The 19,196-nt window shown below is 38.6% G+C and carries 20 protein-coding genes and 2 tRNA genes; 20 read left to right on the top strand and 2 right to left on the bottom strand.

What is annotated here, in order from left to right:
- Nucleotides 1-16 precede the first annotated feature (16 nt).
- The 20 genes from veg to BK580_RS00125 all read left to right on the top strand — a co-directional run bounded on the left by veg (nt 17) and on the right by BK580_RS00125 (nt 18,111).
- Nucleotides 17-280: a biofilm formation stimulator Veg gene (gene veg, locus BK580_RS00220; RefSeq protein ID WP_078378395.1), complete on the top strand. Its 264-nt coding sequence runs from the start codon at nt 17-19 to the stop codon at nt 278-280.
- A 187-nt stretch (nt 281-467) separates the two neighbouring features.
- Entirely contained in the window at nt 468-650 is a 183-nt protein-coding gene (locus BK580_RS00215) for a small, acid-soluble spore protein, alpha/beta type (protein ID WP_078378394.1), read from the top strand.
- 273 nt (nt 651-923) lie between these two features.
- Nucleotides 924-1,793 (top strand): 4-(cytidine 5'-diphospho)-2-C-methyl-D-erythritol kinase, encoded by an 870-nt coding sequence (gene ispE / locus BK580_RS00210; RefSeq protein ID WP_078382589.1) that lies wholly within the window; start codon nt 924-926, stop codon nt 1,791-1,793.
- A 57-nt stretch (nt 1,794-1,850) separates the two neighbouring features.
- Nucleotides 1,851-2,693, top strand: a complete 843-nt coding sequence (purR, locus tag BK580_RS00205) for a pur operon repressor (protein WP_078378393.1) — start codon at nt 1,851-1,853, stop codon at nt 2,691-2,693.
- Between the two features lie 13 nt (nt 2,694-2,706).
- Nucleotides 2,707-3,081 (top strand): 2-iminobutanoate/2-iminopropanoate deaminase, encoded by a 375-nt coding sequence (gene ridA, locus BK580_RS00200; protein WP_078378392.1) that lies wholly within the window; start codon nt 2,707-2,709, stop codon nt 3,079-3,081.
- A gap of 127 nt (nt 3,082-3,208) precedes the next feature.
- Nucleotides 3,209-3,499, top strand: a complete 291-nt coding sequence (gene spoVG, locus BK580_RS00195; RefSeq protein WP_010191385.1) for a septation regulator SpoVG — start codon at nt 3,209-3,211, stop codon at nt 3,497-3,499.
- Between the two features lie 498 nt (nt 3,500-3,997).
- Nucleotides 3,998-5,374 carry a bifunctional UDP-N-acetylglucosamine diphosphorylase/glucosamine-1-phosphate N-acetyltransferase GlmU gene (gene glmU, locus BK580_RS00190; protein WP_078378391.1) on the top strand — a complete coding sequence of 459 codons (1,377 nt, stop codon included), beginning with the start codon at nt 3,998-4,000 and terminating at the stop codon, nt 5,372-5,374.
- 18 nt (nt 5,375-5,392) lie between these two features.
- The gene (locus BK580_RS00185) at nt 5,393-6,346 is read left to right on the top strand and encodes a ribose-phosphate diphosphokinase (RefSeq protein ID WP_078378390.1); all 954 of its coding nucleotides are present in this window, start codon (nt 5,393-5,395) and stop codon (nt 6,344-6,346) included.
- 79 nt (nt 6,347-6,425) lie between these two features.
- On the top strand, nt 6,426-7,070 hold the full coding sequence (locus tag BK580_RS00180) for a 50S ribosomal protein L25/general stress protein Ctc (RefSeq protein WP_078378389.1): 645 nt from the start codon (nt 6,426-6,428) through the stop codon (nt 7,068-7,070).
- A gap of 175 nt (nt 7,071-7,245) precedes the next feature.
- Nucleotides 7,246-7,806: an aminoacyl-tRNA hydrolase gene (gene pth / locus BK580_RS00175; protein WP_328589085.1), complete on the top strand. Its 561-nt coding sequence runs from the start codon at nt 7,246-7,248 to the stop codon at nt 7,804-7,806.
- A gap of 79 nt (nt 7,807-7,885) precedes the next feature.
- Nucleotides 7,886-8,116 (top strand): anti-sigma-F factor Fin, encoded by a 231-nt coding sequence (locus tag BK580_RS00170; RefSeq protein WP_078378387.1) that lies wholly within the window; start codon nt 7,886-7,888, stop codon nt 8,114-8,116.
- 158 nt (nt 8,117-8,274) lie between these two features.
- The gene (gene mfd, locus BK580_RS00165; RefSeq protein WP_078378386.1) at nt 8,275-11,808 is read left to right on the top strand and encodes a transcription-repair coupling factor; all 3,534 of its coding nucleotides are present in this window, start codon (nt 8,275-8,277) and stop codon (nt 11,806-11,808) included.
- Between the two features lie 206 nt (nt 11,809-12,014).
- Nucleotides 12,015-12,551, top strand: coding sequence for a stage V sporulation protein T (gene spoVT, locus BK580_RS00160; protein ID WP_078378385.1), 537 nt, complete (start codon nt 12,015-12,017; stop codon nt 12,549-12,551).
- 236 nt (nt 12,552-12,787) lie between these two features.
- Nucleotides 12,788-14,380 (top strand): putative polysaccharide biosynthesis protein, encoded by a 1,593-nt coding sequence (locus BK580_RS00155; RefSeq protein ID WP_078378384.1) that lies wholly within the window; start codon nt 12,788-12,790, stop codon nt 14,378-14,380.
- A gap of 16 nt (nt 14,381-14,396) precedes the next feature.
- A complete protein-coding gene (gene yabN / locus BK580_RS00150; RefSeq protein WP_078378383.1) occupies nt 14,397-15,860 on the top strand; it encodes a bifunctional methyltransferase/pyrophosphohydrolase YabN in 1,464 nt (487 codons plus the stop codon).
- A 15-nt stretch (nt 15,861-15,875) separates the two neighbouring features.
- A complete protein-coding gene (locus BK580_RS00145) occupies nt 15,876-16,145 on the top strand; it encodes an RNA-binding S4 domain-containing protein (protein WP_078378382.1) in 270 nt (89 codons plus the stop codon).
- An 81-nt stretch (nt 16,146-16,226) separates the two neighbouring features.
- Nucleotides 16,227-16,532 (top strand): sporulation protein YabP, encoded by a 306-nt coding sequence (gene yabP, locus BK580_RS00140; RefSeq protein WP_078378381.1) that lies wholly within the window; start codon nt 16,227-16,229, stop codon nt 16,530-16,532.
- A complete protein-coding gene (gene yabQ / locus BK580_RS00135; RefSeq protein ID WP_078378380.1) occupies nt 16,529-17,167 on the top strand; it encodes a spore cortex biosynthesis protein YabQ in 639 nt (212 codons plus the stop codon). Before yabP ends, yabQ begins: the two co-directional genes overlap by 4 nt.
- A gap of 15 nt (nt 17,168-17,182) precedes the next feature.
- Nucleotides 17,183-17,566 carry an FtsB family cell division protein gene (locus BK580_RS00130; protein ID WP_078378379.1) on the top strand — a complete coding sequence of 128 codons (384 nt, stop codon included), beginning with the start codon at nt 17,183-17,185 and terminating at the stop codon, nt 17,564-17,566.
- Between the two features lie 89 nt (nt 17,567-17,655).
- A complete protein-coding gene (locus BK580_RS00125) occupies nt 17,656-18,111 on the top strand; it encodes a S1 domain-containing RNA-binding protein (protein ID WP_078378378.1) in 456 nt (151 codons plus the stop codon).
- Nucleotides 18,112-18,902: 791 nt separating this feature from the next.
- On the opposite strand, the gene BK580_RS00120 is transcribed toward BK580_RS00125, so the two are convergent.
- A tRNA-Glu gene (locus BK580_RS00120) sits at nt 18,903-18,974 on the bottom strand.
- A gap of 9 nt (nt 18,975-18,983) precedes the next feature.
- A tRNA-Met gene (locus BK580_RS00115) sits at nt 18,984-19,060 on the bottom strand.
- Nucleotides 19,061-19,196: the final 136 nt, after the last annotated feature.

Genomic DNA, 19,196 nt, shown 5'->3' with positions numbered 1-19,196 from the left:
AGTGAGGTGGAGTGAAATGGGAAAAACGTTGGTTGATATCAAAAGGACGTTAGATTCTAATTTAGGAAAAAAGTTAACTCTTCGTGCAAACGGTGGTCGTAGAAAGACAATTGAGCGCATTGGAGTATTAGCAGAGACTTATCCATCAGTATTTGTAATAGAACTAGATCAAGACGAAAATGCTTTTGAACGCGTATCCTACAGCTATGCAGATGTCCTCACAGAAACGGTACAACTTACATTCTTCGAAGAAGGAAATATGGCAATTAGTGGGCAGTAGACAAACAGTTTGCTGCTTTTTGTTTTGTTCTTAAATAGCCCCTTTATCCGCTCAATCACCATTAGAGTGAAATTTACCTTGTCTAAAAACCTTAAACATATATTATTTATTCCTCCCTTATAAAAGAATGAAATCAAACCCATACTACTAAGGTCACCATGAAAGATCATAAAGGAGGCTGCTACAATTGAGTAAACGACGTGGAATGATGTCTTATCAGTTAAAAGAGGAGCTTGCAAAAGAGCTTGGCTTCTATGATGTGGTGCAACAAGAAGGTTGGGGTGGCATCAGAGCTAAAGATGCTGGAAATATGGTAAAACGAGCAATTGAGATAGCAGAGCGACAACTTGTTCAAAATCACCAGAAATAATAGTTAGATGAAAAACCGAAGTGGTTGAAGCTTCGGTTTTTTTACAATATGTGAAAACGGATTATCTAGCTCCTAGAGTCGTAAGCTTCGTTTCCTACGGAGGGGGAGGGAGGTGCACCTGCCTCTTGAAACTCGTCTGATGCAAGGTGTAAGCTGAACGAGCCGGCTCTGCTTTTCTAAAATGCCATAAATTTTGACAACCACAAGATATTTCTGTATCAGAATGTGGTACAATACATAAATAATTGGAGACGATAAAAGTAGGTGAAGAAAGTGAGATTGTTAGAAAAGGCACCAGCGAAAATAAACTTATCGCTAGATGTGCTACATAAGCGTCCGGACGGTTATCATGAGGTGAAAATGATTATGACGACCATCGACTTGGCCGATCGTATTGAGCTTTCAGAACGGAATGACGGTCAAATAGTAATTATTTCTCATAACCGTTATGTGCCGGACGATAATCGAAATTTAGCTTATCAGGCTGCCTCTCTTTTAAAACAAAGATTTAATGTGAACAAGGGTGTTTCGATTGCCATTACCAAGATGATTCCAGTAGCGGCAGGGTTAGCTGGCGGAAGCAGTGATGCAGCAGCGACACTTAGAGGGTTAAATCGGTTATGGAAACTAGGCCTTAGCTTAGATGAGTTAGCAGAGCTTGGCGCTGAAATTGGTTCGGATGTCTCTTTTTGCGTTTATGGAGGTACTGCACTTGCAACGGGAAGAGGAGAAATTGTAGAACAAATACCTGCTCCTCCTCATAGCTGGATTGTACTAGCCAAACCAACCATTGGTGTTTCAACTGCGGAGGTTTATAACCATTTAGACCTAAACAAGATTTCACATCCTGATGTCAATGGAATGCTTGAGGCAATTCATGAAAATGACTATGAGAAGATGACAGGACTTGTAGGAAATGTGTTAGAATCCGTTACGCTAAAACTATATCCGGAAGTTGCCCATATTAAAGACCAAATGAAAAAATTTGGAGCAGATGCTGTTTTAATGAGTGGTAGTGGACCGACAGTTTTTGGAATTGTTCAGTATGATTCTAGAATGCACCGAATCTACAATGGATTGCGTGGCTTTTGTGATCAAGTTTTCGCTGTCCGCATACTAGGAGAACGAAACACTCTTGATTAAATCCGTATGTTAATGTTATATTTACATTAAAATATTCGGGTTTTAGGAGGTAAAATCATGAAATTACGAAGAAGTGGTCGTCTTGTGGATATGACGCATTATTTGTTACAGCATCCACAGGGATTAGTTCCGCTTTCCTTTTTTGCAGATCGGTATGGTTCCGCAAAATCGTCCATAAGTGAAGACTTAGGGATTATTAAACAAACATTTGAACACCAAGGAATCGGTACGTTAATCACGGTACCTGGAGCTGCTGGTGGAGTAAAATATATTCCTCATGTGAGCAATGAAGAGGCAACAGCATATTTAGATGAGCTATGTAACATAATTGCAAAACCAGAAAGACTGTTGCCTGGTGGCTATCTTTACATGACAGATATTTTAGGGAATCCAAGGGTATTAAACAAAGTAGGGAAAATGTTTGCCACTGCTTTTAGTCATAAAAAAGTTGATATCGTTATGACGATGGCAACCAAAGGTATTCCACTTGCACATGCAGTTGCGAGTTATCTAGATGTACCGGTTGTAATTGTTCGTAGAGATAGTAGAGTAACGGAAGGATCTACGGTAAGCATTAACTATGTTTCTGGATCCTCCAAGAGAATTCAAACAATGGTCCTAGCGAAAAGAAGTCTTGAAACTGGGTCAAACGTTTTGATTATTGATGATTTTATGAAGGCTGGTGGAACAGTAAGCGGAATGGTTAATTTGCTTGCTGAATTCCAAGCAAACGTCGCAGGCATCGGTATCCTGGTAGAATCAGAGCATATTGAAGAACGATTGATTGAAGATTACGTCTCTTTAGTTAAACTAGAAAAAGTCAATGAAAAGGATCGCCACATTGAAGTGCAACAAGGGAATTATCTTCAACACGTCAAAAATCATACAAAACAAAATTAATGAGGTGTGTAAAATGAAAGTAGTTCATACAGATGCTGCGCCAAAAGCCATAGGACCTTATTCTCAAGGGATTGTTGTCAATAATTTGTTCTATAGTTCTGGACAAATCCCACTAACAGCTACCGGTGAATTAGTAAACGGGGATGTTAAAGAGCAAACACATCAAGTATTTCAAAACTTGCAGGCCGTATTAGAAGAAGCGGGTGCATCATTCGAAACTGTAGTTAAAGCAACGGTTTTCATAAAAAATATGGATGAATTCCAAGACATTAATGAAGTGTATGGAGAATACTTTCACACTCATAAGCCGGCTCGCTCTTGTGTAGAGGTTGCTCGATTACCTAAAGATGTTCTTGTAGAAATCGAAGTAGTCGCGTTAGTAAAATAGTTTCTATTCCTTTTTAACCACTTTGTCCAAAATTTTCAAAAAAATTTTTTGAAATAAGAAGGACTTTTAAAAAATTTAGAGAATTTATAATACTAAGTTTTTTAAAGGGGAAAAGGTGGTGAACAGAATGGAAGTAACTGACGTAAGATTACGCCGCGTTAATACCGATGGTCGCATGAGAGCTATCGCGTCGATTACACTTGACCATGAATTTGTTGTTCATGATATTCGAGTAATTGATGGAAACAACGGATTATTTGTTGCGATGCCTAGTAAACGTACGCCTGATGGAGAATTCCGCGATATTGCACATCCAATTAATTCAGGTACTCGTGGGAAAATACAAGAAGCGGTTTTAGCAGAGTACCACCGTTTAGGCGAATTAGAAGTTGAATACGAAGAAGCAGGTGCTTCTTAATCCATAGGGAAAAGCAGGCTAACCCAAGCCTTGCTTTTCTTTTTTCTTCCCCACAAAATAAAATGCCACAAGCATCCCCTCTAAACTTACATCTACAACGGGAATTAACAGGGTGTTCAAAGAGGCAATCTTATTTGCAGGATACCCATAAAAGCTCCTTGACTCCCTTCTTTATTTTTCCTCTGATTTGGTCTACTCTGAGATCATACTTTCCCTTTCCTTCCAAATCCGAGGCCTCAGACCCTCACACAGAGGTCATGCTATGCCTTTCCTTCAAAATCTAAGACCTCAAACACTCACAAACATCTGCAACGGAGGTTAACAGGGTGTTTAACTGGCAACCTACCTAACCTATTTTCAGGGTAGAATTTAGAAAAAAGCCCCCCAATCCTATTATTCTTTTTTGTCAAAATAATGTACTTTCATATACTTCCTTGAAATACCCTTCATTTTAAGATATATTCGTAATGGATAATTAGGTAAAAATGGAGGCTTGTTATGATAAATCGTTATGCTGTAATTTTAGCAGCTGGACAAGGAACACGGATGAAGTCCAAATTATATAAAGTATTACATCCAGTATGTGGCAAGCCGATGGTGCAGCATGTAGTAGATCATGTTTCTGCATTAAACTTTGAAAGTATTGTCACTGTCGTTGGACATGGTGCAGAAACTGTGAAAAGTCATCTTGGAAGTAAAAGTGACTTTGTCCTACAAGAAGAACAGCTAGGAACGGCTCATGCAGTTATGCAAGCTGCCCCAATTTTAGAGAACAAAAAAGGCGTAACCTTAGTCATTTGTGGTGATACTCCTCTTATAACACCTGAAACAATGCAAGAGTTGCTTGATTTACACCAAAGCACTGGCGCAAAGGCGACTATTTTGACTACATATGCGGAAGATCCTACCGGGTACGGTCGTATCATTCGTAACGGTGAAGGACATGTAGGGAAGATTGTCGAGCATAAGGATGCTAATGAAGATGAGCGTAAAGTGACGGAAATCAATACAGGTACGTATTGTTTCGATAACGAAGCATTATTTTCTGCATTAAGTAATGTTTCTAATGATAATGTACAAGGTGAATATTATTTACCGGACGTAATTGAAATTTTGAAGGAAAACGGAGACGTTGTATCCGCTTACCAAACATTAGATTTCGATGAAACATTAGGAGTAAATGATCGCGTTGCTCTTTCACAAGCAGAAGCTACGATGAGAAAGAGAATAAACAAGAAGCATATGTTAAATGGAGTTAGTATCATCGATCCGACCAACACGTATATCAGTGCAGATGCAGTGATTGGAAGAGACACTGTTCTTTATCCAGGTACTTTTATTTCTGGTGCAACTACGATTGGAGAGGACTGTACGATCGGTCCTAATTCAGAGATCAAGGATTGCCAAATTGGGGATAATACGTCCATTCGTCAATCTGTTACACATGACAGTGAAATTGGAAGTAATGTGAACATTGGCCCGTTTACGCATGTTCGCCCCGCTTCTAAAATAGGTAACGAAGTGAAGCTAGGTAATTTCGTAGAAGTGAAAAAAGCTACTTTTGGAGCAGGTAGTAAAGCTTCTCATTTAAGCTATATAGGGGATGCAGAAGTAGGGAAAGATGTTAACCTAGGTTGCGGCTCTATCACAGTGAATTACGATGGGAAGAACAAATACTTAACTAGAATTGAAGACGGAGTTTTTGTAGGGTGTAATTCTAACTTGGTTGCTCCAGTGACCATTGGAAAGAATGCCTATGTAGCTGCTGGTTCTACCATAACAGCAGATGTGCCTGGTGAGGCTTTATCCATTGCAAGAGCACGTCAAGTAAACAAAGAAAATTACGTAGAAAAGTTATACAATAAAAAATCCTAACGGAGGGTTCATACCATCATGCCATATAAATATGCTGACTCTAACTTAAAAATATTCACTTTAAATTCTAATACTGCTCTAGCGGAAGAAATCGCGAGCAACGTAGGAGTTCCAATTGGAAAATGCTCCGTTTCACGTTTTAGTGATGGAGAAATTCAAATTAATATTGAAGAAAGTATCCGCGGTTGTGATGTTTTCGTTATCCAATCCACTAGCGCTCCAGTGAATGAGCATATTATGGAAACACTGATTATGATCGATGCTTTAAAGCGTGCTTCTGCAAAAACGATTAACATCGTTATGCCTTATTATGGATATGGTCGTCAAGATAGAAAAGCTCGTGCTCGTGAGCCAATCACAGCGAAATTAATTGCGAATCTTTTAGAAACAGCTGGAGCGGACCGTGTTATTACATTGGACCTTCATGCGCCACAGATTCAAGGATTCTTTGATATCTTAATTGATCACTTAATGGGTGTTCCGATTTTGGCAGAATACTTCCAAAGTAAAAATTTAGAAGACCTTGTTATTGTTTCACCAGATCATGGTGGGGTAACGAGGGCTAGAAAATTAGCGGACCGTCTAAAGGCACCAATTGCTATTATCGACAAGCGTAGACCACGTCCAAATGTAGCAGAAGTGATGAATATTGTTGGTCATATTGAAGGAAGAACAGCTATTCTAATTGATGATATGATTGATACAGCAGGTACAATCACACTTGCAGCTAATGCACTTATTGAAAATGGTGCAAAAGAAGTTTATGCATGTTGTACTCACCCAGTGCTTTCTGGACCAGCTATCGAGCGTATCCAGAATTCGCAAATTAAAGAATTAGTGGTTACGAATACTATTTCTTTACCAGAAGAAAAGAAAATCGAAAAAATTACACAATTATCTGTTGCAGAGCTTATTGCAGAAGCAATTGTACGTGTACATGAAGAGAAGTCTGTAAGTACTTTATTTGATTAATTCAACAATTTAGGTTTAACCTTCTGCTAATTGGGGAAATTGTTAGAGACAAGTATTTTATTCCCAGGAAGGTGATTAAATGACTTCAGTATTACATGCAAGTGAGCGTACAGAATTCAAAAGATCTTCAAGAAGAAAAATACGTCTGGAAGGACAAATTCCGGCGGTTGTATATGGGAACGATACAGAAAATAAATCGATCTCTGTTGATGGTAAGGATTTCATTAAAACAATTCGTGAATCGGGCAGAAATGGTATTATCGATTTAGAAATCGGCTCTGACAAACGAAAAGTGATGTTATACGACTATCAAGTTGATCCGCTAAAGAGTTTAGAATTTGTTCACTTAGATTTTCATGTAGTGGATTTTAAGTCCGAAATTGATGTAGATGTAACAGTTCAAGTTACAGGAGACGCAGCTGGTGTGAAAGACGGAGGAGTACTCCAACAAGTTCTCCATCAGGCATCCGTGAGGGTTCTACCTAATGATGTTCCTGAAACTATTGAAGTGGATGTAACAAACCTTCAAGTGAACGAAACCATCACTTTTGGAGACTTAGATACTTCAGGTAAATACAAGTTTAATCATGAAGATGATGAAGTAATTGCTTCTATCCTGCCACCACGTCAAGAGGAAGAAATTGATAGTGGGGAGCAACAAGAACCGGGTGAGCCGGAGCTTGTTGAAGGTAGAGAAAAAAATAATAACACAGAAGAGGCGTAACCTTTAGGGGTTGCGTCTTTTCTTTCTTCCCTAAGACCTGTTGTTTCCTTCACTTTCATCCATACATGAAGTAAAATAAAGAATACCTAAAAGTTTTTGGAGGCCTTTGATGAAAAAATTCTTTCGATCATTGTTTACAAAAGAGGAAGAGGTAATTGTTTCAGGAGGAGAGCAAATGAAAGTCTTAGTTGGGTTAGGAAATCCGGGACGCCAATATGAGGAAACGCGACACAATATTGGCTTTATGGTAATAGATGAACTAGCAGATCGGTGGAACATTTCTTTAAGTCAGTCGAAGTTTAAGGGCTTATATGGGCAAGGTATTGTTAACGGCGAAAAAGTATTGCTAGTAAAGCCGCTTACATACATGAACTTATCTGGAGAATGTATTCGTCCATTATTAGATTTTTACAAACTAGATATAGAAGATCTTATTGTTATTTATGATGATTTAGATTTACCAGTTGGCAAGCTAAGATTGCGTCAAAAAGGTAGTGCGGGTGGTCATAATGGAATTAAATCGCTTATTCAACACCTGCAAACCCAAAATTTTAATCGCATTAGGATGGGCATAGACCGTCCTACAAATGGCCAATCTATCTCTGATTATGTATTAAATAGATTTTCAGTAGAAGAACGTCCCGATATTGATCAGGCTGTTAGAAAGGCCACAGAGGCTTGTGAAGATGCGTTATCAAAAGAATTCTTACAAGTTATGAACACGTATAATCAATAAAGAAAAAGAGTATAGTTGTATAACAATGAATGCCCCTGTTTATACTATTCCTAAAAAGATATAGGCTAGGAGGGTAACAGTGGCCATTCATTATAATTGTAGGCATTGCGGGCATAAGGTCGGTACGATTGATGCAAAATCTGTTTTTACAGAGCAGTTAGGGTTCCATCAGTTAACTGATATAGAGCGGCAAGAGATGATTACATACCAACAAGATGGTGATATACATGTTAAAACGATTTGTGAAGATTGCCAAGAAGCATTGGATCGAAACCCATCTTGGCACGAAACGGAAAGTTTCATCCAATAGGGCTCTTTTTGTTAATTTAGTGGCCCATCGTTGCTCACTTAAGAATACGAAATTAGCCACAATAAATTTGCTTTGGTGTGATACCAAAGCCTTTTTGCGTATTCGCATGTCTGTTATATATATAAACGCTTGAAGGAAGAAGAGAGGAGGGGTTGGAGATGAAAGGTTTTATTCCCTATTTTACAGAAAACGATGATTTCGAATCGATATTAGCTGGGTTAAAGGAAGGGTTAGAGGAACAATTAGTATCTGGTATTTCTAATTCTGCTAGATCTTTGTTTATCGCTTCTTTGTATGAGGAAAGGAAGGCACCAGTTCTTTTAGTCACTCATAATTTATATCATGCACAAAAGGTATATGATGACCTAGCAAGCTTTTTACCTGAAAAAGAATTGTATTTATATCCTGTAAATGATGTACTGGCAGCAGAGATAGGAATTGCCAGCCCAGAGTTAAAGGCACAAAGAATTGAAGCGCTTAACCATTGGGCGATGCACCAAAACGGAATTATTATTACTCCAATTGCTGGTTTAAAGAGGATGCTACCTTCCAAAGAAAAGTGGCAACAATCCTTGTTCAATATAGAAGTAAACAAGACAATTCCATTAGATAATTTAGCGGAACGACTAGTGAAATTTGGCTATCAACGAGTTGGTATGGTTGGAACTCCTGGGGACTTTAGTATTCGTGGCGGAATTATTGATATTTATCCGTTGACCGAGGAGTTAGCAATTCGAATTGAATTATTTGATGATGAAGTAGAATCCATCCGCTCATTCTCTGTAGAGGACCAACGCTCCCAAGAGCATATGGATCGCATTACTATTGGTCCAGCTACTGAGATTCTTATCACGGACCAAGAATTAGAAAAAGGTAGAGAAATACTAGAAAAAGAACTATCAAAAACGATAAATAAAGTGAAAAACGATAAAGTAAAACAGCTATTAACAGAAAACATATCTTATGAATTGGAGCAGTTGCGTAATAGACAAGTGTTTTCTGAGCTCAACAAATACCTTAGCTTCTTTTACGATAAACCAGCTAGTTTACTAGACTTTGTACCGTCTAACGGGGTGGTAGTCTTAGATGAAATCAGTCGGATTCAAGAGACTGCTGAAAGTCTAGATAAGGAAGAAGCAGAATGGTTAGTAGAGCTTTTAGGAGAAGGGAAAGCAGTACATGATTTGAAGTTTTCGCATTCCTTTTCCCAGCTTGTACATAGCAAGAAGCTGCCATTTATTTACTTATCTTTATTTTTAAGACATGTTCCACATACACATCCAGAAAATCTTATTAATATGTCTTCTAAGTCGATGCAGCACTTTCATGGACAAATGCATTTGTTAAAGACAGAAATTGATCGTTGGAGAAAGGCGAACAATGCAATAGTCATAATGGCTTCGGATCAAGATCGTATAGATAAGTTAGAAGCAGTCCTTTCTGATTATGAAATAGATAGTAGGAAGCTTTCGGCAGATTCTTCTTTTGTTCATGGTGAAGTTCAAATCATCGAGGGAGACCTGCAATCAGGTTTTGAGTTACCACTTCAGAAATTAGTAGTTATTACGGAAGAAGAGCTCTTTAAAAAGAAGGCGAAAAAGCCTAAAAACAGACAAAAATTATCAAATGCAGAACGGATAAAAAATTATTCTGAACTAAATGTAGGGGACTATGTTGTTCATATAAACCACGGGATTGGAAAGTATTTAGGTATTGAAACCCTCGATATAAATGGTCTCCATAAAGACTATATTCATATAAAGTACCAAGGGTCTGATAAGCTTTATGTACCTGTAGAACAGATAGATCAAGTCCAAAAATATGTGGGTTCTGAGGGAAAAGAACCGAAAGTTTATAAACTTGGTGGAACAGACTGGAAAAAAGTGAGAACAAAGGTGGAATCATCTGTTCAAGATATTGCGGATGATCTTATCAAGTTATATGCAGAGCGTGAGGCAAGTGAAGGTCATTCCTTCTCACCTGATGGCGAAATGCAGCGAGAATTCGAAGCGACTTTCCCTTATCAAGAGACAGAAGACCAATTGCGCTCTATCCATGAAATTAAACTTGATATGGAACGCACTCGTCCAATGGATCGATTATTATGCGGAGATGTAGGTTACGGGAAAACAGAAGTGGCAATTCGGGCGGCTTTTAAGGCTATTATGGATGAAAAGCAAGTAGCGATTCTAGTGCCGACTACAATCTTAGCGCAACAGCATTACGAAACCATTCGAGAAAGATTTCAGGATTATCCAATCAATATTGGACTACTGAGTCGTTTCCGTTCTAGAAAACAACAAACAGAGACAATGAAGGGTCTGGCTAACGGAACGATTGATATCGTCATAGGAACGCACCGATTATTATCAAAGGATATTAAGTATAAGGATATAGGCTTATTAGTTATTGATGAAGAGCAACGATTTGGTGTAACACACAAGGAGAAAATCAAGCAATTGAAGGCGAATATTGATGTATTGACCTTAACTGCGACTCCTATCCCTCGTACCCTTCATATGTCGATGCTTGGTGTTCGTGATTTATCTGTTATTGAAACACCACCGGAAAACCGTTTTCCGGTCCAAACATATGTAATGGAGTATAACGGAAACTTAGTAAAAGAATCGATAGAAAGAGAACTAGCACGAGGCGGCCAAGTGTATTTTTTATACAATAGGGTGGAGGACATCGAGCGAAAAGCAGACGAGATTTCGATGCTTGTTCCTGATGCTAGGGTTATCTATGCCCACGGGAAAATGTCGGAAAACGAACTTGAATCAGTAATGCTTCAATTTTTAGAAGGAGAAGCAGAGGTCTTAGTAAGTACGACCATTATTGAGACAGGTGTAGATATCCCGAATGTTAATACACTTATTGTTTTTGATGCAGATAGAATGGGCTTATCTCAGTTGTACCAGCTAAGAGGCCGTGTTGGTCGATCCAATCGTGTGGCTTATGCTTATTTCACGTACCGAAAAGACAAAGTACTCACTGAAGTTGCGGAAAAGCGCTTGCAATCTATCAAGGAATTTACAGAGCTTGGATCCGGGTTCAAAATTGCGATGCGTGACCTTTCTATTCGTGGAGCGGGGAATCTATTGGGTGCGCAGCAACATGGATTTATCGATTCGGTCGGGTTCGATATGTATTCCCAAATGTTAAAGGATGCAATTGATGAACGAAAAGGAAATCCAGAACAGAAAAAGCAACACGAAATTGAAATTGACTTAGAATTGGATGCTTATATACCGGAAACATATATTTCGGATAGCAAGCAAAAAATAGATATGTATAAACGATTCCGTGGAGTTCAAACACCGGACGATTTACAAGAACTAAAAGAAGAAATGAAGGACCGTTTTGGAGAATATCCAAAAGAGGTAGATTATTTATTCCTTGTGTCTGAGATGAAAGCCTACGGATTAAAGGAAAAAGTAGATTCTATTAAGCAAACCAAGCAAGATTTAGTTCTGTTAATTTCTGAAGAGGCAAGCAATTTGATCGATGGACAAAAACTGTTCCAACTTGGAAATCAGTTTGGAAGAATGGTTAGCTTAGGAATGGAAGGCAAGCGATTAAAAGTCGTCATTCAAACGAAGCGAATTCCTACAGATGAATGGATTGAGGTTGTTATTTCGATGATTAAGGGACTTAACAATGTGAAAAAAGAAAGTGTTAATGCTTCTTAAAAGGTTTAAGTATGTGTAATTACGTCTATATAAATACTGGGGGATTTTACAAACTAAAAAAAACTTTTCCAACATGTATATAACTCCCTGAGTGTAGGATACTAATTTCAACAAATGGTGAATTCTTCAAAAGCAGGACATCTTGATCAATTCCACCAATTTTACTCATCTCTTTTTATCATCAGATGAAGGAGGCAACCTAAGAAATGAAAGCAACTGGTATTGTTCGTCGTATTGATGACCTTGGTCGCGTTGTAATCCCAAAAGAAATTAGAAGAACGTTACGTATCCGTGAAGGTGACCCGTTAGAGATTTTTGTCGATCGGGATGGAGAAGTAATTCTAAAGAAATACTCTCCAATTTCAGAGCTCGGTGATTTCGCGAAGGAATATGCAGAAGCTCTGTATGATAGTTTAGGACAACCTGTGTTAATCTGTGATCGCGATACGTTTATTGCAGTCGCTGGCAGTTCCAAGAAGGAATATTTAAGCAAAAGCGTCAGCGAAGTGGTGGAGAAATCCATGGAAGACCGCAATTCTATATTGAAAACAGATGAGCAGCAAGTAGCGATTGTGGATGGGCATGTTGAAACACTAGCATCTTATACTATTGGACCAATCGTAGCAAATGGAGATCCAATAGGAGCGGTAGTGATTATGTCTAAAGACAAGACGCTAGGAGAAGTAGAACAAAAGGCAGTGGAAACAGCAGCTGGCTTTCTAGCAAGACAGATGGAGCAATAATAGGGTAGGGAAGTAGCGGATCTGATTCTGCTACTTCCTTTTTTTCGTAGGAGCGTTTCGCTTCTACTTTTCGGTTTGGCTAGCTCCTCGAGTCATAAGTCATTTTCCTCCAGAGTTCCAAGGTCATGACCTCTTGCGGAAACTGTCTTATGCTTGTCGGAGCTGAACGAGCCGCTTCTGCTTTTCTATGTTATAATTATACAATTGTAATTTTTAGGTTGAAGGCAGGCTAGTTTATGGATCATCAGGCAGATCGTCATCTTCAAGCAGTTTGGAAAGGGGCGATGATTTTAACCGTAGCAGGAATCGTAACGAAGATTCTAAGTGCGGTCTATCGCGTTCCGTTTCAGAATATTGTTGGAGATGTTGGTTTTTATATATACCAACAAGTATATCCATTCTACGGAGTGGCAATCATTCTTTCTACATATGGATTTCCGGTAGTTATATCCAAATTAATTGCAGAACAACCTGAAAAGTATAGGATGCAGGCTGCGCAGAAAATTGGGCAGGTTTCCTTATCCTTGCTTCTTGTTTTTGGCATTTTCTTATTTACCCTGCTTTTTTTAGGGGCAGATTGGTTTGCTGGGATAATGGGGGATAAAGAGTTAGCAAACTTGTTTCGTATTGTAGCATTTTCTTTTTTACTTCTGCCGTTTGTGTCTGTTTGGAGAGGAATGTTTCAAGGGGACGGGGAGATGACACCCACAGCAGTCTCTCAAGTAAGTGAACAGTTGATTAGGGTGTGCATTATTCTCCTATTAGCGTATTTGCTCGTACGAAATGACCGATCCTTATATGATGTAGGAGCGGGAGCAATGTTAGGCTCCATTGCTGGAGGATTTGCAGCGGTAATGGTTCTTCTTTTTTATTATCAACGCATGAAAAAAAGAAACAATCAGAAGAACTACGATGAATATCTTCTTTCTTTCAAAACTATTGGCTGTGCACTTATTTTTCAAGGGTTTACAATCTGTATTAGTAGTTTATTACTCATTCTTTTTCAAATGGTAGACTCCTTTACGATTTATGCGTGGCTAGTAGAAAGTGGTACTTCATCGGAAATGGCCAAGCAGGTCAAAGGAGTTTATGATCGTGGACAACCCCTTATTCAACTTGGAACAGTTGTAGCTACGGCATTTTCATTATCTTTAGTTCCGTTTATTACACAAGCAAAAGGGAATAAGTTAAATCGTGAAATTAAAGATAAAATAACGATTTCTATTAGAGTTAGTATTGCAATCGGCGCAGCAGCATCTGTGGGTTTAGCGTGGCTCATCCAGCCAGTAAACAAGATGCTATTTTCTAATGATAATGGTTCTAGTGTATTATTGATATTAGGTCTATCTATTTTATTTAGCAGTTTGTCATTAACGGCAGCAGCGATTTTACAAGGGCTCGGTCATACCTATTTACCGGCTCTGTATGTACTCATTGGCATCAGTTTGAAGTTCCTATGTAATTATCTCTTTATACCTGCTTATGGAACATTAGGCGCCTCCGTTAGTACGCTTCTTGCAAGTGCGGTGGTCGCTGGATGCATGCTTATTGCAATCAAAAGAAAAACAGGGATTTATATTTTAGAAAAAACGTATATGTATCCGTTGTTTATAAGTATTGCAGTAATGTGTGTTGTCTTGTTTATTTTCTTACAAGGAAGCAATTCAGTCGTAGGAGCAAGTAGAATACTTGCGGCAGGTCAAAGTTTGATCGGAGTATTATTGGGGGGAAGTGTGTTCCTGATTCTCCTTATTAAAAATAACTATTTTACAAAGAAGGAGCTTTCTTTCTTACCTTTAGGAAGCAAGCTATCAAAACTAATCAAATAATAAAGTTGGTGACTTAATGGCGAATATAACCGTACTAGGTTTAGGTGCAGGCGATTTAGAGCAACTACCAATGGGTATCTATAAGCAGATTATCTCTTGTGAGAATCTATTTCTACGAACAAAAGAACACCCTGTTATACAGGAACTTGATAAAGAAGGACTTTCCTATCAATCATTTGATTCTATTTATGAAGAAAGTGAATCCTTTGAAGATGTGTATGCAAAAATCACTCAATTGTTAGTAGAGAAAAGTAAAGAAAAGAATATTATATATGCGGTACCAGGTCATCCGCTAGTTGCAGAGAAAACGGTACAGTTATTATTAGAAGAAGCTAAAAAGGGGGAAATTACCCTCGATATAAAGGGTGGACAAAGTTTTCTTGATCCAATGTTCACGGCAGTTGGCTTAGATCCGATTGAAGGTTTCCAATTTCATGATGCGACAAGCCTAGTGAAGGAAGCGATTGAGCCAATGCAGCATATGATTTTTTGTCAGGTGTACGATGCATTTATCGCCTCTGAAGTGAAATTAACGTTAATGGATATATTGCCAGATGATTATCCTGTTACAATTGTGACTGCTGCTGGTTCATCTGAAGAAAAAATCACAGAGGTACCGTTATATGAACTAGATCGTGTAGCAGAATTAAATAATTTAACCAGTGTATATGTCCCTGCAGTAAAAGAGGAAGAACTTTTATTTCGACAATTTTCCTCTTTCCGCCAAACAATTTCGATCCTAAGAGGACCAAATGGATGCCCTTGGGACCAAAAACAAACACATGAGTCTCTGAAAAAATACTTAATTGAAGAAGCGTATGAATTAATAGATGCAATTGATGATGGAGATATCGATGGAATCATAGAAGAATTGGGCGATGTATTACTTCAAGTAATGCTTCATGCGCAAATCGGAGAAGACGATGGCTATTTTAGTATCGATGAGGTCATCCAAGGTGTTAATGAGAAAATGATTCGTAGACACCCCCATGTGTTTGGCGATACCTCTGTAGACGATGCGGAGGATGTTGTGAAAAGATGGGATGAGATAAAGAAAACAGAAAAGGGCGAGAGAGCGGAACAATCGATCCTTGATGCGGTAGCAAAGGGATTGCCTAATCTTACAAAAGCCTTTCAGTATCAAAAAAAGGCAGCAAAAGTAGGGTTTGATTGGGATCATGTAGATCCAATGTGGGCGAAAGTCATGGAAGAGATACAAGAACTGCAGGAAGAATTGGCAAAGAAAAGTGAACCAGAAATAGTTGCGACTGAATTTGGTGATATTGTGTTTGCTTTAGTGAACATTGCTAGATATTACAAAATAGATCCAGAAGAGGCAGTATCCTATACAAATCGGAAATTTTACCGCAGGTTTACTTTTATTGAAAAGAAGGTAAAAGAATTAGGGTTAGAAATAGAAACGCTTCCACTAGAACAATTAGATCAATTCTGGAATGAAGCGAAAAAAATAGGATTATAAAGAGGGGGAAATATAATGCGTTTAGATAAATACTTGAAGGTATCTCGAATCATCAAGCGTCGGACTTTAGCGAAAGAAGTTGCAGAACAAGGTCGTATTTCTATTAATGGGGTACAAGCTAAAGCTAGTAGTACAGTTAAAGCTGGTGATGAACTTACGATTCATTTTGGGCAAAAAATTGTGACAGCTTCTGTAAATCATGTTCAAGAAGCAGCGAAAAAAGAAGAAGCATCTATGATGTATACCATTGTAAAAGAAGAAAGAGTGGCGCAATCAGAAGAGTAGAATTTATAGGCTTGTTCTAAAAAAAAATCCCTTTCATATACATGTACTATCTTTAAGTAATGGATAGGTGAGGGATGAAAAATGAACCAATACTATGAGGCGAATCATACGAATAAACATACTGTCCAAGAACAAGACATTGTAATGAGAAGCAGAAGATTGCTAGATATCACAGGCGTAAAGCAAGTAGAAAGTTTTGATAATGAAGAATTTCTATTAGAAACCGTCATGGGTTTTCTATCTGTACGTGGTCAGAATCTACAGATGAAAAATTTAGATGTAGAAAAGGGAGTAGTCTCGATTAAAGGGAAGATTACAGAGATTATTTACTTAGATGATCAACAAGCGGAGAAAGCTAAAGGATTCTTTAGTAAGTTGTTCAAATGACCTTAACCACTCAATTTTATACGATGCTTGCCATGGTTGGTGTTGGTGCCTATTTAGGTGCAGCTATTGATACGTATGGGCGTTTCCTGCATAGGGAAAAAAGAGCGAGATGGATCGTGTTTATACACGACCTTCTCTTTTGGCTCTTGCAGGGACTAGTAACATTCTATGTCCTACTCTTAGTAAACGAAGGGGAAATACGCTTTTATATCCTCATTGCTCTTGTTTGTGGATACGCTGCTTATCAAAGCATCCTTCGATATTTTTATTTGAGTTTATTGGAATCACTTATTCGATTTTCGATAAGTTTGTACCGCTTTCTAGCAAAGTTAGTTCAAATGGTAATTATTAAGCCTATTCAATTATTGGTACAAGCTATTATTATTATATTACTAGGTATTTGGAAGATGATTTATGCAATAGGTCGCTTTTTGCTTCTTTTGGGATGGAAAATAGTAAAACTTTGTACTCTTCCGTTCAAGTGGGTCCTTATGCTAGGATGGAAATTACTTCCGAAGCCTGTGAAAAAATATTTTCATATTCTTTTTAAAAAAATTGAAGGATTTTTCTCACTGGTAAAGAATAGGAAACATAGTATAATGAATAGAGTAAAGAAATTTTGGGAAAAGCGCTAGGAGAGGAATGATAAGATGAGCGCGGCAAGAAATCAAAAGGTAGCAAAAATCCATTCAGACTATTCCCAAGCTAAACAAGATCAGCATATCAAGCAACAAAAAAAACGCCGTGGACTTTATCGTAGGTTGTCATTATTCTTTTTGGTTGCAGTAATTTTTGGAATTCTGATGGGGAAAACGCTTCTAGAACAGCGAGCTATTTTGCAGGAAAAACAAGATAGAAAAGAAGTGGTAGAGCAAGAGTTAGTACAATTAGAAAGAAAACAGTTGCGTTTAGAAGAAGAAATTGTGAAACTGAACGATGATGAATATATTGCGAAGATCGCACGTAGAGATTATTTCATGTCAGAAGATGGAGAAATCATCTTCAATATACCAGATGATTCGTCATCAAATTAGTCGTTGTATTGACACCTCAATTTTGCTCTAGGTATAATGGTAGGTAAAGTGATTTATTTTTTATGATTTTAAGGAGGAGCATTTTTTTTATGTCAATCGAAGTAGGCAGCAAGTTACAGGGAAAGGTAACAGGAATAACTAATTTTGGCGCGTTTGTAGAGCTGCCAGGAGGCATAACAGGTCTGGTTCATATTAGTGAGGTAGCAGACAACTATGTGAAGGACATTAACGACCATCTAAAAGTTGGTGACGAGGTACAAGTCAAAGTTATTAATGTGGAAAAAGACGGAAAAATTGGTCTTTCCATTAAAAAGGCTAGTGACACGTATCGTGAGCCACAACCGCGTTCTGCTCAACCACAGCAACGCCCAAATACACAAAATCGCACGAATCAACGCCCACCAAGAAAAAGAGAAGAATTCCGTCCAAAGGAAAACTTCGAGCAAAAAGTGGCAAGGTTTTTAAAGGATAGCGAAGATCGTTTATCTTCCCTGAAGCGCAACACGGAATCAAAACGTGGAGGTCGTGGAGCAAGAAGAAGTTAACTTGCTGCTGAATATCTCATAATATAAACGTACATCACGTTAAAAAACACGCTCCCAAATGACGGGGCGTGTTTTTTGTTATGAAGGAAGTTCCGATTGGTGTATAAATGGGATGGGAGAATCATCAAGGGTCGATCGTGCCCTTAAATCAGGGAAAACGAAAACAGAGGGAACGATCAAGGGATAATCGTGCCCTGAAATTAGGGAAAACGGAAATAGAGGGAACGATCAAGGGGTAATCGTGCCCTGAAATCAGGGAAAACGAAAATAGAGGGAACGATCAAGGGGTAATCGTGCCCTGAAATTAGGGAAAACGGAAATAGAGGGAACGATCAGGGGGTAATCGTGCCCTGAAATCAGGGAAAACAAAAATAGAGGGAACGATCAAGGGGTAATCGTTCCCTGAAATCGTGAAAAACAAAAATAGAGGGAACGATCAGGGGGTAATCGTGCCCTGAAATCGTGAAAAACAAAAATAGAGGGAACGATCAAGGGGTGATCGTGCCCTGAAATCGTGAAAAACGAAAATAGAGGGAACGATCAAGGGATAATCGTGCCCTGAAATCAAGGAAAACGAAAATAGAGGGAACGATCAAGGGATAATCGTGCCCTGAAATCGTGAAAAACAAAAATAGAGGGAACAATCAAGCGGTTACCGTGCCCTGAAATCGTAAAAATCGAAAATAGAGGGAACAATCTGTCATCGATGGTGAAATTGTCTATATCTTTAAACGTATATAAAAAAGCTGTCTCCCCTCAGTGTTGTACTGAATAAGAGACAGCTTTTTGTATGACCCATACGGGATTCGAACCCGTGTTACCGCCGTGAAAGGGCGGTGTCTTAACCGCTTGACCAATGGGCCTTATTAAATTGGTAGCGGCGGAGGGAGTCGAACCCACGACCTCACGGGTATGAACCGTACGCTCTAGCCAGCTGAGCTACACCGCCAAGATAATTTACGCTCTAAGTGAGCAGTTATAAGGTTGAAGTATGTCCTTTCCTCTGCTAGTAGGTTCAAGGAAGTAAATCCGTCAGGACAACTCGAAGTACATTCGTGGGAGCGTTGCTCGTCGCTCTAGCCAGC

The organism is Sutcliffiella halmapala, from assembly GCF_002019665.1.
Classification (GTDB): Bacteria; Bacillota; Bacilli; order Bacillales; family Bacillaceae_I; genus Sutcliffiella_A; species Sutcliffiella_A halmapala.
The sequence above is the reverse complement of the archived record's forward strand: the minus strand, read 5'-3'. Positions and strand labels throughout refer to the sequence as shown.

Coding starts and splice junctions, on each gene's coding strand:
- BK580_RS00180 (WP_078378389.1), top strand. CDS start 6,426: ATGACTTCAGTATTACATGCAAGTGAGCGTACAGAATTCAAAAGATCT.
- veg (WP_078378395.1), top strand. CDS start 17: ATGGGAAAAACGTTGGTTGATATCAAAAGGACGTTAGATTCTAATTTA.
- purR (WP_078378393.1), top strand. CDS start 1,851: ATGAAATTACGAAGAAGTGGTCGTCTTGTGGATATGACGCATTATTTG.
- BK580_RS00125 (WP_078378378.1), top strand. CDS start 17,656: ATGTCAATCGAAGTAGGCAGCAAGTTACAGGGAAAGGTAACAGGAATA.
- yabP (WP_078378381.1), top strand. CDS start 16,227: ATGAACCAATACTATGAGGCGAATCATACGAATAAACATACTGTCCAA.
- yabQ (WP_078378380.1), top strand. CDS start 16,529: ATGACCTTAACCACTCAATTTTATACGATGCTTGCCATGGTTGGTGTT.
- ridA (WP_078378392.1), top strand. CDS start 2,707: ATGAAAGTAGTTCATACAGATGCTGCGCCAAAAGCCATAGGACCTTAT.
- spoVG (WP_010191385.1), top strand. CDS start 3,209: ATGGAAGTAACTGACGTAAGATTACGCCGCGTTAATACCGATGGTCGC.
- BK580_RS00185 (WP_078378390.1), top strand. CDS start 5,393: ATGCCATATAAATATGCTGACTCTAACTTAAAAATATTCACTTTAAAT.
- mfd (WP_078378386.1), top strand. CDS start 8,275: ATGAAAGGTTTTATTCCCTATTTTACAGAAAACGATGATTTCGAATCG.
- glmU (WP_078378391.1), top strand. CDS start 3,998: ATGATAAATCGTTATGCTGTAATTTTAGCAGCTGGACAAGGAACACGG.
- spoVT (WP_078378385.1), top strand. CDS start 12,015: ATGAAAGCAACTGGTATTGTTCGTCGTATTGATGACCTTGGTCGCGTT.
- BK580_RS00130 (WP_078378379.1), top strand. CDS start 17,183: ATGAGCGCGGCAAGAAATCAAAAGGTAGCAAAAATCCATTCAGACTAT.
- BK580_RS00155 (WP_078378384.1), top strand. CDS start 12,788: ATGGATCATCAGGCAGATCGTCATCTTCAAGCAGTTTGGAAAGGGGCG.
- pth (WP_328589085.1), top strand. CDS start 7,246: ATGAAAGTCTTAGTTGGGTTAGGAAATCCGGGACGCCAATATGAGGAA.
- BK580_RS00145 (WP_078378382.1), top strand. CDS start 15,876: ATGCGTTTAGATAAATACTTGAAGGTATCTCGAATCATCAAGCGTCGG.
- yabN (WP_078378383.1), top strand. CDS start 14,397: ATGGCGAATATAACCGTACTAGGTTTAGGTGCAGGCGATTTAGAGCAA.